General features: G+C 63.4%; 12 protein-coding genes. 5 read left to right on the top strand and 7 right to left on the bottom strand.

The window, feature by feature from the left end:
• Positions 1-328 precede the first annotated feature (328 nt).
• The 7 genes from ICM05_RS07070 to ICM05_RS07040 all read right to left on the bottom strand — a co-directional run bounded on the left by ICM05_RS07070 (position 329) and on the right by ICM05_RS07040 (position 9,600).
• Positions 329-982, bottom strand: coding sequence for a TetR/AcrR family transcriptional regulator (locus tag ICM05_RS07070; protein ID WP_188023873.1), 654 nt, complete (start codon positions 980-982; stop codon positions 329-331).
• A 12-nt stretch (positions 983-994) separates the two neighbouring features.
• A complete protein-coding gene (locus ICM05_RS07065) occupies positions 995-3,172 on the bottom strand; it encodes a YhgE/Pip domain-containing protein (protein ID WP_188023872.1) in 2,178 nt (725 codons plus the stop codon).
• Positions 3,169-5,733, bottom strand: a complete 2,565-nt coding sequence (locus ICM05_RS12940; protein ID WP_188023871.1) for a YhgE/Pip domain-containing protein — start codon at positions 5,731-5,733, stop codon at positions 3,169-3,171. Before ICM05_RS12940 ends, ICM05_RS07065 begins: the two co-directional genes overlap by 4 nt.
• 152 nt (positions 5,734-5,885) lie before the next feature.
• A complete protein-coding gene (locus ICM05_RS07055) occupies positions 5,886-6,674 on the bottom strand; it encodes a FadR/GntR family transcriptional regulator (RefSeq protein ID WP_188023870.1) in 789 nt (262 codons plus the stop codon).
• A gap of 36 nt (positions 6,675-6,710) precedes the next feature.
• Entirely contained in the window at positions 6,711-7,742 is a 1,032-nt protein-coding gene (locus ICM05_RS07050; protein WP_188023869.1) for an ABC transporter substrate-binding protein, read from the bottom strand.
• Positions 7,742-8,566: an ABC transporter ATP-binding protein gene (locus tag ICM05_RS07045; RefSeq protein ID WP_188023868.1), complete on the bottom strand. Its 825-nt coding sequence runs from the start codon at positions 8,564-8,566 to the stop codon at positions 7,742-7,744. Before ICM05_RS07045 ends, ICM05_RS07050 begins: the two co-directional genes overlap by 1 nt.
• Positions 8,563-9,600, bottom strand: a complete 1,038-nt coding sequence (locus ICM05_RS07040) for an iron ABC transporter permease (RefSeq protein WP_188023978.1) — start codon at positions 9,598-9,600, stop codon at positions 8,563-8,565. Before ICM05_RS07040 ends, ICM05_RS07045 begins: the two co-directional genes overlap by 4 nt.
• 139 nt (positions 9,601-9,739) lie before the next feature.
• Between ICM05_RS07040 and ICM05_RS07035 the strand changes: the two genes are divergently transcribed.
• From ICM05_RS07035 to mgtE, 5 genes are all read left to right on the top strand, one after another.
• Positions 9,740-10,852, top strand: a complete 1,113-nt coding sequence (locus tag ICM05_RS07035) for a ferrochelatase (protein WP_353055843.1) — start codon at positions 9,740-9,742, stop codon at positions 10,850-10,852.
• Between the two features lie 11 nt (positions 10,853-10,863).
• Positions 10,864-11,559: a hydrogen peroxide-dependent heme synthase gene (hemQ, locus tag ICM05_RS07030; protein ID WP_188023866.1), complete on the top strand. Its 696-nt coding sequence runs from the start codon at positions 10,864-10,866 to the stop codon at positions 11,557-11,559.
• A gap of 116 nt (positions 11,560-11,675) precedes the next feature.
• Positions 11,676-12,674 carry an FUSC family protein gene (locus tag ICM05_RS07025; protein ID WP_188023865.1) on the top strand — a complete coding sequence of 333 codons (999 nt, stop codon included), beginning with the start codon at positions 11,676-11,678 and terminating at the stop codon, positions 12,672-12,674.
• Positions 12,675-12,739: 65 nt separating this feature from the next.
• Positions 12,740-13,351: a CueP family metal-binding protein gene (locus ICM05_RS07020; RefSeq protein WP_188023864.1), complete on the top strand. Its 612-nt coding sequence runs from the start codon at positions 12,740-12,742 to the stop codon at positions 13,349-13,351.
• 199 nt (positions 13,352-13,550) lie between these two features.
• Complete coding sequence (gene mgtE, locus ICM05_RS07015; RefSeq protein ID WP_188023863.1) at positions 13,551-14,891, top strand: magnesium transporter; 1,341 nt, start codon at positions 13,551-13,553, stop codon at positions 14,889-14,891.
• Positions 14,892-14,907: the final 16 nt, after the last annotated feature.

Below are 14,907 nucleotides of genomic sequence, written 5' to 3'. Positions count from 1 at the left end.
CCCCTCCGACCCGGCGGCTAGCGCCTCAGCGGTGCCACGCCAAGAGTAGATTTCGTTCAACAGACGCCCGGGAGTATCTGCCCGGATCGCCGCGAGGAGACCATTCGCGCACTGCAGCTGATCTGCCTCAGACAGATCTGATGACCAAGGAAACTGACGCACGATACTCAGCGCTTGCAGTTGCACAGCAGGGGGAACTTTCACCTTGTGTGCAGAAGCATTAGATCTCATGCACACGAGCATCTACGACCCGCAACTAATCATCAATAGCTGCGAGCGCATTGACGAAATCTGAGCCCGGTGAAGGGAGGAAGTCGGCGGCTACGGGTTAGCCAAGCACCTCAGGATGCGCTTCGATGAGCTCCACCTGCTCGACCCAGCCGAGCCCGACGATGCTGAGTACCACGCGCACGACGGTGCCAGCGGCAGCAGCCAGCTCGCCTGACGCAAAATCGCCAGAGGAAGACCTCCCGCGCAGCGTCGTACGTGCCGCCTCCTCCACAAGGTAAGCGAGTACGGCGGGCGACAGATCCCGACGGAACGACCCGTCAGCGACGCCAGCCTCGGTTAATACCCGCAACCGCTGGCGCAGCGGTGCCAGCGCCCGCGCGGTGTCGGCAACATGTGCATCGTCGAGCGCGATGTTCGCCGACGCGCGCACGGCCGACGCCTCGCGCCACAACCGTGCGGCGAGCAGCGCCAGCGCAACGCGCGGATCGGCATGCTCGGTCGACTCGGCAATGTCGTTGAACTTCTGTGCACCGTGCTCAACAACGGCCTTGATGAGTGCTTCCCGGTCGGGGAAGTGCCCGTACAGTGCGCGCCGTGAGAGGCCAGCGGCCTGCGCAATCGTGACGAGTGAGGCATTGGGCTGCTGCGCCAAGACTGACTGGGCGGCCTGGATGAGGGCTTCACGGTTGGCGGTGGCGTCGCTGCGGGGTCCGCGGCGAACGACGTTGCGCACGGCAGTTGATGCGGGCATCGGTGTCACCCCTTACATGAGTTTCGTTGATTCAACGGCCTCGATGAGGCCACGGTTGAATGACATGAGCGGGCGACGCAGCACGAGGCCGAGCAGCAGCGCGGGAAGCGTGAACAGCAGGAGCATGCCAAGCGCGATCCAGAAGTCTCCATTGTAAACTCCGGCGACCGCAGCCCTGAGCGCCTCCACCGCGTACGTGGCGGGCAGGAACGGGCTGATGTTCTGGAACCACTCGGGCAACAACGGCAGAGGGTAGGCGCCGCCTGCGCCAGACACTTGGAGCACGAGCAGGAGCACCGAAAGTGCCTTGCCCGCGTTGCCAAACGCGACGACCGCCGTGTAGACGATGAGCGTAAAGACGAGCGAGATGATCCAAGACGCAAGCACGAGCAGGAACGGGTGCGCCGGCTCGATCTGCACGAACAGGATGAGTCCGAGCGCCAGCAGACTGCTCTGGGCAAGGCCGATGAGCGCGAAGATACCGTAGCGACCGAGGTACTTCTCGGTGGGGCTGAGCTCGTCGCGATCGGGGAGCGTCTCATTGGTGACGTCGGTACGAATCGTCACTGTCATCAGCAGCGCACCCACCCACAGTGCAAGCACCATGTACAGCGGAGCGACGCCAACGCCGAAGCCTGCGACCGGGAATACCGCGGTGCGATCCACGCGCACCGGGTTCGCGAGTGAGGTAGCGAGCGTACCCGGGTCAGAGCCAATGACCTCTGAGAGCTTGGAGAGGTCGCCGGTCTTCGTTGCGTCCTTGATGGTCTGCTGAATCTTGTCGAACTTGTCGGCGGCATCGGTGAGCGACTTTGAGAGCTTCGAAGTCGCATCGCGCGAGCGGTCGAGCACGTCGCGTACCGAGTCACCCGCGCCAGAGAGCCCGGCAGACGCTGAAGCGAGGTCTTGGCGGATCGCCCCCACGTCACCACTCACCGCGTCGACGGCAGCGCCGAGCTTGTCGAGCTGCGGCTTCAACCCGGTTTCGTACGAGGTGCGCGCGGCCTCAATCGCCGCCTTTGCCTCAGCGATCGCAGCGATGTTCTGGTCGTGCGATTCCTGCGCCTTGGCATCGCCGTCGCGGATGGCCTGCGCAGCATCGGTGAGGCGATCGCGCACGACCGTTTGGCGCGCGATGGAGTCGTCGAGCCGGGCGAGCAGCTTGGTCACTTCGTCCTGCTGTGGCAGGTTTGCGGTGTCTGTCGCAAGCTTGTCGCGGAGGTCCTGCGTGGCATCAATCTGTGCCTGGACGCGATCGGCGAGCGAGTCGAGTGAATTTGCCTGCGCATTGCCGAGGTCGTGGCCGCTCGCGTAGAGCGCGTCGATCTTGGCCGCGACTGCGTCGTAGCCCTCGGTCGACGCGGTGAGTGCGCTTGAGAGCGCGCTTGACGCGCCCTGCAAGGTGCTCTTCAGGTCTTCGACTGCCGCTGCACCACCGCCGAGGGCGTTCTTCGTGTCGCCGAATGCGCCGCCCGCAGCGCTCACGAGCGATTCGGCGCTGTCGACGAGGGGAATGCTGGCGTCAACGAGCGACGTGAGCATCTCGGTCGTGCGGGCGCTTGAGCGTAGCTGGAGCGAGATGTTGCCAACGCGGGATTCAACGCGTGTGAGCATCGCCTGGGTGTTTTCATCGGTGAGGTAGTCGCTGAGCGACGACACCATGCCGACGGCAACATCACCGAGGGTTTCGGTGAAGGTTTCGCTGATCTGCGCAGAGATGCCCTCGGCACCCTGCTCGGTGAGCTTCGGCGCGAGCGCGTTCTTCTTCTCGTTCGTGTAGAAGTCGAGGCTCGTGCGCTCAGAGCCGTTGGTGTAGAACGTCATCATGTCGGTGCTGAACGATGCGGGCAGCACAACAGCCGCGTAGTACTCACCCGAGCGGGTGCCGTCGATTGCGTCTTCCTCATCGGTGATGACCCAGTTGAGTGCATCGTTTGCGCGCAGCTGGGAGAGCACCTGTTCGCCGACGTTGATGCGGATCGGCATGAGGTCGCTCTGATATCCGGCATCCGTGCTTGCGACGGCGACTTTGAGGCTGCTCGCGTTCTCGAACGGGTCCCAGCTGGCGATCACGTTGAACCAGGTAAAGAGCGATGGAATGACGACGAGGCCGAACAACACGATGCCTGCCATGACGTTGCGGGTGGCGTGACGCAGATCGCGGCGGATCAGATCCAAGATGTTTCTCATGCGCGCGGCGCCTCCTCGCCCTGCTCAGTGATGGCACTCGCCATGACTGCTTCGCGGAGTTCTTCCTCCGGCATGTTTGCGACCGTGGCCGCGTGAATAAAGCTCTGCTTGATGTACTCGAGCACGATGAGTGAGACGATCACGAGCAGTGACCACGCCACCCAGAGGCCGAGCATGAGGGCCTTGCCGCCGGGCAACGCCCACGCGACGATTCCGAGTACGACCATGCCGACCGCGCCGATAATGAGCGTGCTCTTCAACAGCTTGGGGTAGTGGTGGGTGAACGCGCGCTCGCGTACCGCAAGGTCCTCGCGGTACTCGTCACGGTTCTTCAGTGCGTGAATGACATCAATCAGGCGGTAGCCGGGGCCGACCACCGCAACCTTCTCGCCAATCATCAGATCGGTTTCAGCGATCTGACGGTTGAACAGTCGGTTGAAGTTACCGAAGCGCGTGCGCAGCGTGATGCCGATGATGAAGGCGATTGCTGACATGAGCGCAAGCACACCCATGAACTTCCAGTAGTGCGCCCCGTAGAAGCCGCCGATCGTTTCGCGCAGTGCGTCGATGCCGTAGGAGAACGGCAGCAGCGGGTACAGCGTGCGGAAGAATCCGGGCATGAGCTCAATCGGGTAGAGGCCAGAAGCACCGGGAATCTGCATGATGATGAACAGGACGCAGAGGCCGCGACCGACGTGACCAAACGCAGATGAAAGTGCGTAGATGATGCTCATGTAGACGACAGAGATGAGCATGCTCGTGCCGACGTAGGCGACCGCGCTCGTCGTTTGCACGCCGATGACGAGGTTGCCGACGCTCACGATGAGTGCCTGCAGCATGCCGAGCAGCGCGAACAGGAAGAAGCGTCCCATGTAGGCCTGGCGAACGGTGATGCGGCGCAGCCCCTCAGTGTCGACCTCCACCTTGAAGATGACCATGAGCACGAAGGCTCCGATCCACAGGGAGAGATTGGTGAAGAGTGCCGCCATGGCCGAACCGTAGGTTTTGATGGGGAACACCTGAATCTCGTTCACCGTTACCGGCGACGAAACGAAGCTCGCGATCTGGTCGGGATCAAGCGTGGTGATGGTGGTGAGGAGACCCCACTCTGACGCTGCAGACATCGCGAGGACGTCTGCTCGGGCGGTCTTCACGCCAGTGATCAGGCCCTTGACGTCCTCATCGAAGCTGGTGAGGGCGGATCCGGTAGCCACCAGCTGAGTATCGATGCCTGCGAGCAAGCCATCGGCCTGCGTCAGGACCTCCTGCTGTGCAGAGATCGCCGCGGTAAATGCCGAAGCGCTCGCTGACAGCTGGGAGACGGCCGAGTTCACTGCGGGGACGGTCTGCGTGAGAATCTTCCGCATATCGCCAGCGGCGTTCTTGGTGTTGTCCATCGCGGTGGAGAGTGCGGTGACCGCATCGTTGACCGAAGCCGCTGCGCCGGCGGTGCTGTCATTCAGCTCGCTGAGTGAATCGAGTACACCCTGGTTCGCTTCGTTCTGCGATTCGAGCTGATCAAGTGCTGACTGCAGCGCCACCTTTGTATCGTTGGGAAGCGAGGAGTCTGCGAGCAGCGCCTCGAGATCTGCGATCGATTCGTTGTTCGCATCGATCGACTTCTGCATCTCGGTGATCGATGCATCAAGCCGAACGCCTGCCTGATCGAGTTCCTGGGTGAGGTGCGTGATCGAGGTCTGCGCTGAGGCAGCCGAGTCTGCGAGCTTTGTCGCACCGGTGAGGTACGCGTGTGATGCCGCATCGGTGAACGCCACGAGCTCACGCTGCGTTTCCACGAGTGCGGTCTGCGCAGCGGTCATCGAGGCCTTCACATCGTCGAGCGTGCTGCGCACGTCGGTGAGGGTCGTGCGCGTGGTCGCAATCGTGCCGCGTGAGTCTTCAATCCCAGACTGCATGTTCGTGAGGCTCGTTCGCGCGTTCTCGAGCGTCTTGGTGGTCTGATCGAACGCATTGACGGTCTTATCCTGCGCGTTGAACAGCTTCAGCTCGATCGAGTCGCCGGTATCTTTGATCGCCTTCGTTGCGGCGTCTGCAACCTGTTCCTTGAACGAGCTGGTGATTTGTGCGTCAAGCGTGGATGCGCCAACGTCGGTGATCTTTGGCCCGATCATGCCGTTTTTCTCGTTGACGTAGTACTCGAGTGCTGGCTGGGTAAAGTCGCCTGACGTGAGACTCAAGAGATCTGAGCTAAATTCTGCCGGGACGACAATTGCCGCGTAGGCCTTGCCGCTTTCGACGGCTTCGTGTGCGGCGGCTTCGCTCATGAACTCCCAGCCGAGTTGGTTGTTGGCCTTGAGCTCTTTGACCAGCTCGTCGCCAATGTTCACCTTGCCGGTGAGCTCATTTTCTGCCCCGCGGTCGAGGTTTGCCACGGCAACGGTGATGTTTGAGGTGTTCTCGTACGGGTCCCAGAATGCATTGATGTTGAACCACGCATAGAGGGCAGGCGTGACGAGTACACCGACGACGATGACCCACGCTTTTCTTGTGCGCAGGATTCGCTTAACATCGCGTGTAAAGACGCTCCAGCTCTGTTTCACGTGAACAGCTTACCCCTAAAGTGCACATTAATGTGCAACTTAGTGCAAACTTGCTGCAAAACCCAGGTTTGGCCAAGCCGCGCAAACGACTGTGGGGCGATGCGCTTTCGCACATCGCCCCACAGATTCGTCATGATTGAGTCGCTCGCGCCTTACTCGACCGACTGTGGATCGTAACCGGCCTCGATCAGGCTTTCGGCACGCTCCGTGTTGGGGGAGAGGTTCAGCATGTCGGTGTGGAGTCCGAGGTCGCGGTCCGCGTGCAGCGCCATCGTGTGAGCTGCATCACGCACGTCGCGGTCCTCGATAGCGCGCAGGAGCGCACCGTGATCGAGGTCCATGGTCTCGGGAGAAATGTCAAGGAAGGCGACACCGTTATCGACCGCGCGGCCGAGTACAGCCATCACACCCGTGTACAGGTCGAGTAGCAGCTTGCTGCCACTCGCCTCGACGATCAGGCGGTGGAACGAGTCCGGGCGCGTGATGTCGTTGCAGCGCTCGTGGGTGTCACCGTGCTCGGGAGCGCCGTATTCACCGTTGAGAATGTGGGTGTGGTTCTGCCTGTAGCTCAGGCGGAGTGCCTCAAGCTGCTCGTCGGTGCGCTTGATCGCCGCGGTCTGTGCCGCCTCGATTTCCAGCGAGCGCCGGTAGACGAGTACCTCTTCGATGTCCTGCTCCTGCAGGAACTCGGTAAGGATCGAGCTCACCGGCGTACGTGCACGCACGAAGGTGCCGACGCCGGGGACAGCCTGCAGCATGCCGAGGGTCGCGAGTGACCGCACGGCCTCGCGGACGGTCGAGCGACCGACACCGATGAGCTCCATGAGCTCGGGTTCTTTCGGAATGAGTTCGCCGATGGCCCATTCGCCGCTGCTGATGCGCGCGCGAAGGAAAGCTAGTGTGTCTCGCACTTTGTGTGATCCGAGCTGTTGGGTCGCCATGCGTTGAGTGTACCGATCGCGTCCCAAAGTTGCCCGTTAGCCCAGCGTGGCTACCCAGGTCGAGAGCTTTGCAAGCCCGTCGATGGTCGAGTTCAAGCCGAGTGCCTGGACCTCGTGTCCGGTGACGCGCAGGATCTTGTCATCCGCGGCAGCTGGCAACGCCGCGACCGCTTCGTTTGCGAGCAAATCTTGGAACAGGCGGTCGCCCGAGCCGTTCATGTCGACGAGTACGATGCCTGCGGGGTTTGCCTCAACGACCTGCTCGGCGGTGATGGGACCGGTGGCCCGCATGCCAAGATCCGCGCTCACGCTGTGACCGCCGGCGAGCTCGAGGAGCTCGAGCGGGTATGCCTCGCCCGCGGTGATGAAGGCACGACCGGCCTGGTTGGTGAGCACCAGCACGCCTGGTGTCTCACTGTCCTTGGTGTCAGCTGCCTTGGCGGCGGATCCCGTAGCCACGAGACCCTTCTCGAGCTCGGCGGTGAGCTTGTCTGCGGCGTCTTCCGCACCAATAGCCTGCCCGATGAGGTCGACGTTCTGGGTGAGGGTGGCGACACTCGTCCACGAGGTCGGCAGCTGCATCGACTGAATGCCGGCCTGCGCGAGCGTCTCGCCGATGGTGTCGTCCATGCCGTGGCGTGGGCTCGAAATGACGAGATCGGGCGCCGCCGCAATGACGGTCTCCGGATCAAGGCTCATTGCGACGGGGAAGGTCGCAGGCACCGCACTGAGTTCCTTGACGTGGCTTCCAAGTGTCGGGTTGAGTACGGCTTCGGGGATCAGCACGAGGTGGTCGGCGAGACCCAGCTCGGCAATCGCCTCGGCACTCTCGTAGTCGAGCGCGGCGATCGCCTGCGGCTCAGTCTCGATCGTGATCGACGTTGCCTCGCCACCGTGCGAGCCAGCGGGAATGTCAATCGTGCGTGGCCAGCTCGCGGCAGCCTCGGCCGGTGCTGCCGACGCGGCGCCCTCGGTAGCGTCCGATCCGCCACCCGCACCGCACCCGGTCAGGGCGACGAGGCACGCGGCCGCGAGTGCCGTGGCTGAGAGAGTCCGGTTGAGGTGCATTACTGGTCCTTTCGGTGCGGCGTGACGCCGGGGTGTGTATCTTCGGGGCGCGGATCAGCCCCGTACGGATCTGCCGTCGCAAGCACGTGCCTGCCCTGGTCAGTTGTGTGAATCTCGGTGTGCACGCCGTACGCGTCGTACACGCGCTCCGGATGCAGGACCTCCTGCGGCGGGCCGTGATGCGCGACGCCGCCGGGGTGGAGGAGGAGGACGTCCGTGCACGCGTTCAGTGCGAGGCTGAGGTCGTGGATGGCGGCGATCACGATCCGCCCCTCTGCTCCGAGATCGCGCATGATGCGCTCGACCGCGCCCTGGTGGAAGAGATCGAGTGCGCTCGTTGGCTCGTCGAGCACGACGATGGGGGTCTGCTGGGCGAGCACGCGCGCGAACTGGACGAGCTGGCGCTGGCCACCGGAGAGTCCGGCGTAGGGGCGATCTGCGAGGTGAGCAATACCGGCCTGATCGAGCGCGCGCTCGACCGCCATGCTCGGATACTTGCGGGCTGACGCCCATGCTCCCACCCCGACGAGCTCGCGGACGCGCAGCTCGCCAGGTGCGCCGTGATCCTGGGCCATGAGCGCGATGAGTTTCGCGCGCTCGCGTGCAGGGAGGCGTGCGAGATCGGTGCTGCCGTAGGTGGCCGTGCCATATGAGGCGATCCCGGTGCGGGCAATTGCACCGAGGAGTGATGATTTGCCGACACCGTTCGGGCCGACCAGCCCGAGGATCGCGCCTGGCTCGATGTGTACGGTGAGCGGATCCGCCAGCGAACGCCCGCCCCGCATCGCGCCGAAGTCGGTGAGTGTGAGTGAATCGGTCATCATGAGCGGCTCTTTCGCAGGAGCATGAAGAGGAACACGGGTGCGCCAGCGAGCGCGGCAACAACGCCGGTCTGCACGACGACCGAGCCGAACGCGGTGCGGGCCAGGGTGTCTGCAATCACCAGGAACAGTGCGCCGCCGAGCGCCGTGAGGGGGAGGAGTCTCGCGTGGGCGGCGCCGACAATGAGCCGCAGGAAGTGGGGCACAATGAGGCCGACGAAACTGATGATGCCGCTCACCGCAACTGCGGCACCGGTGACGAGTGCGGCGACGAGCAGCAGGATCGTGCGCTCCCGGTTCACGTTGATGCCTGAGGTGGCCGCGATTTCTTCGCCGAGCGCGAGCGCATCGAGCGCCCGGAGTCGGGTGAGGAGGTAACCGACACCGAGCACGATGGGGACGATCGCGAGCGCGACATGATCCCAGCGGCGGAGCTCAAGGTCGCCGGAGAGCCAGAACATGGCACTCCGCACGAGTGCGTCGTCGTGTGCGTTTGCGATGAGGATGCTGATGATTGCGCCGGCCAGCGCGCTGAGCGAGACGCCCACGAGAATGATGGTGCCGGGGCGGAGATCGCGCCGCGCACGCAAGACCCCGAGCAGAATGAGTGCGACAACCGCGGCACCCGCAAATGCCGAGAGCGGGACGCCCCACTGGCTCTTCCCAGAGAAGCCAAGTGTGATGCCGGCAACCGCGCCGACCGCTGCACCCGCGGAGACGCCCGTGATGCCAGGTTCGGCGAGCGGGTTGCGCAGAATCGCCTGCATGACCGTACCCACGACCGCGAGTGCGGCACCCACGAGCATCGCGACCACGATGCGGGGCAGGCGGATCGACCACACAACCGCCTGCGCTTGCGCGGCAGCGCGGTCGGTGCCCTCGGCGCCCGGGGTGGCCGATCCGCCAAATCCGGAGAACAGTGCGCCGAGCGTCTCCGCTGGCGTGAGTCGAACCGTGCCGAGCATGAGCGAGACGAGTGCGACCGCGGCTAGGACAACCACGCCGATGATGGTCGTCCACAGCACGGGATGGCGCATGCGGGTCACGATTGAGCTCCTGACGAAGGGATGGAGCCGGCCGTTTGGCCGAACGGCAATCACTATAGTTCCACGTCAGACCTATCACGTCCGATGTTTCACATCAGATGTTCAGGTTGGGGAGAATAGCGTCAGAGTTGTGACTGACAAATCTCATCTCAAACCCGCCCATCCCTACGACGCCGTGCTCCTGTGCTCCTTTGGCGGACCGAACGCTCCCGAAGACGTGTTGCCGTTCTTGCGCAATGTGACGGTTGGGAAGGGGATTCCCGACGAGCGCCTCGCAGAGGTCGGTGAGCACTACGGCCACTTCGGTGGCAAGAGCCCGATTAACGAACAGAACCTTGAGCTCGTCGCAGCGTTGCAGGCCGAACTTGCTGGGCGCGGCATCGACCTGCCGGTTGTCTGGGGCAACCGCAACTGGCACCCGTACTCGGTCGACACCCTGCGCGATGCCGCAGCGTTCGGTGCGAAGCGCGTGCTCACGATTGTGACGAGCGCGTACGCCTCGTACTCGGGCAGCCGCCAGTACCGCGAGCACCTCGCGGCAGACGTTGCCGCGCTCGGCGACATCGCACCCGAGATTGATATCGTGCGCCCGTTCTTCAATGACCCCGGGTTTGTGACCGCGAACGCAGACGCGATCCGCGAGGCGGCGGCGAAGCTGCCTGGCGAGCTCGCAGGCGCGCACATCGTGTACGTCACCCACTCGATCCCCGACACCATGCAGGACGCTTCGGCGGTCACCGGCCCCGGCTACCGCGAACAGCACGAAGACGTGCGCGCGACGATCGACGCGCTCCTCGCAGGTGCCACCGCACCCACCTTCGATTCGTCACTCGCGTACTGCTCGCGCTCTGGCGATCCGCGCACTCCGTGGCTCGAGCCCGATGTCAACGATCACCTGGAGGCGCTCGCTGCTGCCGGCGTGACGAAGGTGATTCTCGCGCCCATCGGCTTTATCTCAGATCACATGGAGGTCGTCTACGACCTCGATACCGAGGCGCTCGAAACCGCTGAGGAGCTTGGCATCCACGCGGTTCGTGCAGATACCGCTGGCGTGCGCGCCCCCTTCGTTGCCGGCCTCGTTGATCTCGTGCTCGAACGCGCCGCCCGCGAACGTGGCGAGGACGTCACTCCTCGCACGCTCGGTGAGCTCGCGGCGCTGCCAGATGTGGCACCTCCAGGAAGCTGCCGCATGCGCCACAACGAAGTAACCGGCAAGCCGGTACTTGCAGGACCAGAGGATTAAGGAGATCCGCCATGATCGACCACTCAGCAATCGCCGAAAGCGTTAATGACGCCGTGAATTACACCATGTTTGCGGTGTTCGCAGAAGACCGACTGGTTGCGCCCGTCGACGACGCTGCAGCCGCAATCGCCGAGATTGAGGCGCGGATCGCAGCCGTCGACGGACTCGAAGTCCGTGGCTGGTATGACATCTCGGGGTTCCGCGCGGACGCAGACGTCATGGTCTGGTTCCACGCGCCCACCTCCGAAGCGCTCCAGGCCGGCTACCGCGCCGTCATCGAGGGTTCGGAGGGGCGACTCTCGCCCGTCTGGTCGAACATTGGCGTGCACCGCACCGCGGAGTTCAACCGCAGCCACATCCCCGCGTTCCTCGCGGGCGAGACGCCAGGCGACTACGTCTGCGTGTACCCGTTCGTGCGCAGCTATGACTGGTACCTGCTGCCCGAGGCAGAGCGCAGCCAGATGCTCCGCGAGCATGGTGGAGCGGCGCGTGACTACACCGATGTGCTGGCGAACACGGTCTCGTCGTTCGCGCTTGGTGACTACGAGTGGCTGCTCGCCTTCGAGGCGAACGATCTGCTGCGCATCGTCGACCTCATGCGCGACCTGCGCGCGACCGAGGCGCGACGCCACGTGCGCGAGGAGACGCCGTTCTTCACCGGTCCGCGGGTAGCAGCTGAGGTGCTGCTGACGCGCGCACTCGGCTAGCCGCTGCCAGTCCGTCACCGGGGCGGATCAGGGGAACGTCTGCGTGTCACACGCGACACACAGACGTTCCACTGATCCGCCCTGTGAACTGCCATCCGCATAGATAGCATGGGGATGTGAATGACTTGACCGCAAAGAAGCTCGACGGATTCTCCTTCCGCCTCACGAAGGCCGCGATCCTCGGCGCCGTAGCGCTCGCGATCGCCGCAATCGTGGTGCTCGGTCTGCTGAATGTGGTCATCGGTCCCAATACCGCTCGCGCTGGATATCTTGCGATGCTCTTCCTGCTCTCGCCAGTGCGCACCTTCGTGTTGAAGACTCGAGCGCTTGCCGCGTGCTGGGCGGTTGCTGTCGCGGTAGCCGGCTTCCTGATCGGTGGCCTCGGCTTCTGGCCCATGCTCATCGGTGTGGTGCTGGTGTGTGTGGTGCAGGGCATGTTCCGCATTGGTGAGATTGCGTCACTGAGCCGCTCGCCGGTGAACTTTGTGGTGTTCGCCGGCATCGGTGCGAGCGGCACCATGGAGCTCTGGCACGTCATCGTCGGTTCGATCGCAGGCGCATCGGTCATGCTGTTGGTTGGCTGGCTGAACCCGCAAAAGAGCGGCAAGCTCGAGCAGCCCACAAGCACGCACCAGCGCTTGTGGTACGGCTTCATGTTTGCCTCCGGCTCCGTGCTCATCCTGCTGCTCGGTCAGCTCGTTGGCAAGACGTTCACCGAATGGACGCTGCTCACGTTCTGCATGATTCTCTCGGTTGGCTTCGATAACCGCGTTTCGCGTGTACATCAGCGCATGTTTGGCACGATCGCGGGTGCGCTCTTTGCCGCCCTCATGATGTTTGCGCCCGAGCCGGCGCAGACCGCAGCGGCTGCCATCTGTGGCATCCTCTGCCTGGCCTACATCAATATGGGCAACTACGCGCTGTTCGTCGCATTCCTCACGCCGGCAATCCTGCTGACGTCGAGCTCAGAACTTCCGGGGTACGTACTCGCGGGTGAGCGGGTCATTGCTGGCCTCGTCGCTGCTGGCATTGCCCTAGCGGTGAGCTGGATCTTCGACCCCTTCAGCAAGTCCCACAGCGACCGCTTCGCCGCGCCGGTCGTACCAGTGGAATAGGTGCGGATCCGCCCCAAGACACAACTCACAGGCGGCTTTGACGTGTGGCTTGGGAAGATGGCCACATGACTGTACGTTTTGGGGTTGTTTCTGCTCTCGCGCTCGCGACGGTGCTTGCCGTGACCGGGTGCACCACCGGTAACGATACGGCTGGTGAACAGGGTGGCGCGGTGGAGGTCTCCGGCGCGGCGGTGCCCGCAACGGTACTGTCTGACCTGGGGATCTCAACGACGAATCCGCGCGAGATCATTGACGCGCTTGATGCGCTGCCGCTTGCTGAGCGTCCCACCAACCTCATTGCGTCGGTGACGCCAACCGAACTGCAGCTGCAGCCAGGAGAATCGACCGCCCACAACTTGGCAATTCCTGAGGGGCAGTTCTACCTCTCGATTGCGCCCTACGTTGAGCAGACGCATCCCTGCACCTTTCACAGCCTTACGACGTGTGTCGGTGAGATGCGAGGTGCAGACGTGACACTGCAGATCACGAATACGGCGACGGGGGAGACCGTAGTTGACGGCGCTCGCACGCTCGCAGACAACGGATTCACCGGTGTGTGGCTCGAGAGCGGCAACGAGTATGAGGTCACCGTGACGGCAGATGGAAAGACGGGATCGCAGGTGGTGACGACCGGACCTGAAGATCCGACCTGCCTCACCACGCTACAGATCGGGTAACATAGGGTTTTCTGGAGTCAGACTCGCTGGCTCGCTGTGAAACACGGCAGGAGGTGCATGATGGGCGATCCGCTCAGTCGATCTCACCGCACCTCCAGGACGGTATAGCACGCCGCACCCCTGGAATAGGTGACTTGAGGCGTGCTCTCAAACATCCGTCCGCACCATTGTGTGGTGCGTGAAGCCAGAAGGTGCCGACATGGTCGACTTTCAGAACCAGATCCGCGAACCACTGCAGGCAGGCGACCTCCAAGGTCTCGCCGAGATTCTGCACACCCTCGATACCGCTGAGGTCGTCGAGGTAATTGACGCGCTGCCAACCAACGAGGCAGCGATCGTCTTCCGACTCCTCCACAAGGGCGATGCCGCGCCCGTCTTCGACAGTCTCGACACTGCGACGCAGGCTGACCTCGTTGACGAACTCGGTCACGGCGCAATCACCGAGGCATTCGCCACGATCGACCCCGATGAGCAGGCGCGCCTGCTCGATGAGCTGCCGGCACGTGTCGCGAAGCGCCTCGTCGCCTCGATCGACATCACCAAGCGTGGCCCAGTCATGGAGCTCCTCGGCTACCCGATGGGGTCCGTCGGACGTCACATGTCACCCACCCGGGTGCGCGCGTATGCGGACGACACCGTTGCCACGCTGGCGACCCGCATTAACGGCGAAGATGTCAACATTTCCGACTTTGCTGCGATCCCGGTGATTACCCGAGACCGCATCTTGCTCGGAACTGTTGACCCCGCCGATGTGTGGCGATCCGCCCCCGGCACGATCGTGACCGACATCATGAACGAAGATCCGATCGTGGCGACCACGAACGAAGATGTCGAGCAGGCGTCACGTCAGCTTCTCGACTCTGGCGATCTGCTCGCACCCGTCGTTGATAAAGAGCGCCGCCTCGTCGGTCTGCTGCCCATCACGGACGCGGCAAAGATCGACAAGGAAGCCGTCGCAGAGGACCAGGCGCGCGCTGGTGCGAGCGAGCCGCTTCGTCGCCCCTATCTCCTCACCCCGGTGCGCAAGATCGCGCGCTCGCGTATCGTCTGGCTGCTCGTGCTCGCGATTTCGGCGGTGCTCACGGTCAACGTGCTTGAGCTGTACGAAGCAACGCTTGAGCAGCAGGTGGCGCTTGCGCTGTTTATCCCGCTCCTCACGGGCATCGGTGGTAACACCGGGTCGCAAGCAGCGACGACCGTCACCCGCGCGCTCGCGATGGGTGAAGTGCGGTTGCGTGATGCTGCACGCGTCGCGTTCAAGGAAGTGCGAACCGGCCTCATGCTCGGTGCGATTCTTGCGGTGCTGGCATTCGCCGTTGCGAGCCTCGTCTACGAGGTGCCGATCGGCATCGTCATCGGCCTGACGATCATCATCAACTTGCCGATTGCGGCGACCGTTGGTGGCGTGATCCCGTTGGTGGCGCGTGCGTGCAAGGTGGATCCGGCGGTCTTCTCGACGCCGTTCATCTCGACGTTCTGCGATGCAAGTGGCCTGATGATCTACTTCACGGTGGCGATTTCGGTGCTCGGCCTCGGCTAGCAGGTCTGATGAACGT

Origin of the sequence: Leucobacter sp. cx-42 (assembly GCF_014529985.1) — a bacterium.
In the GTDB taxonomy this organism is placed as follows: Bacteria; Actinomycetota; Actinomycetes; order Actinomycetales; family Microbacteriaceae; genus Leucobacter.
Note: the sequence above shows the minus strand (reverse complement) of the source record. Positions and strands in the feature narration are given on the sequence as shown.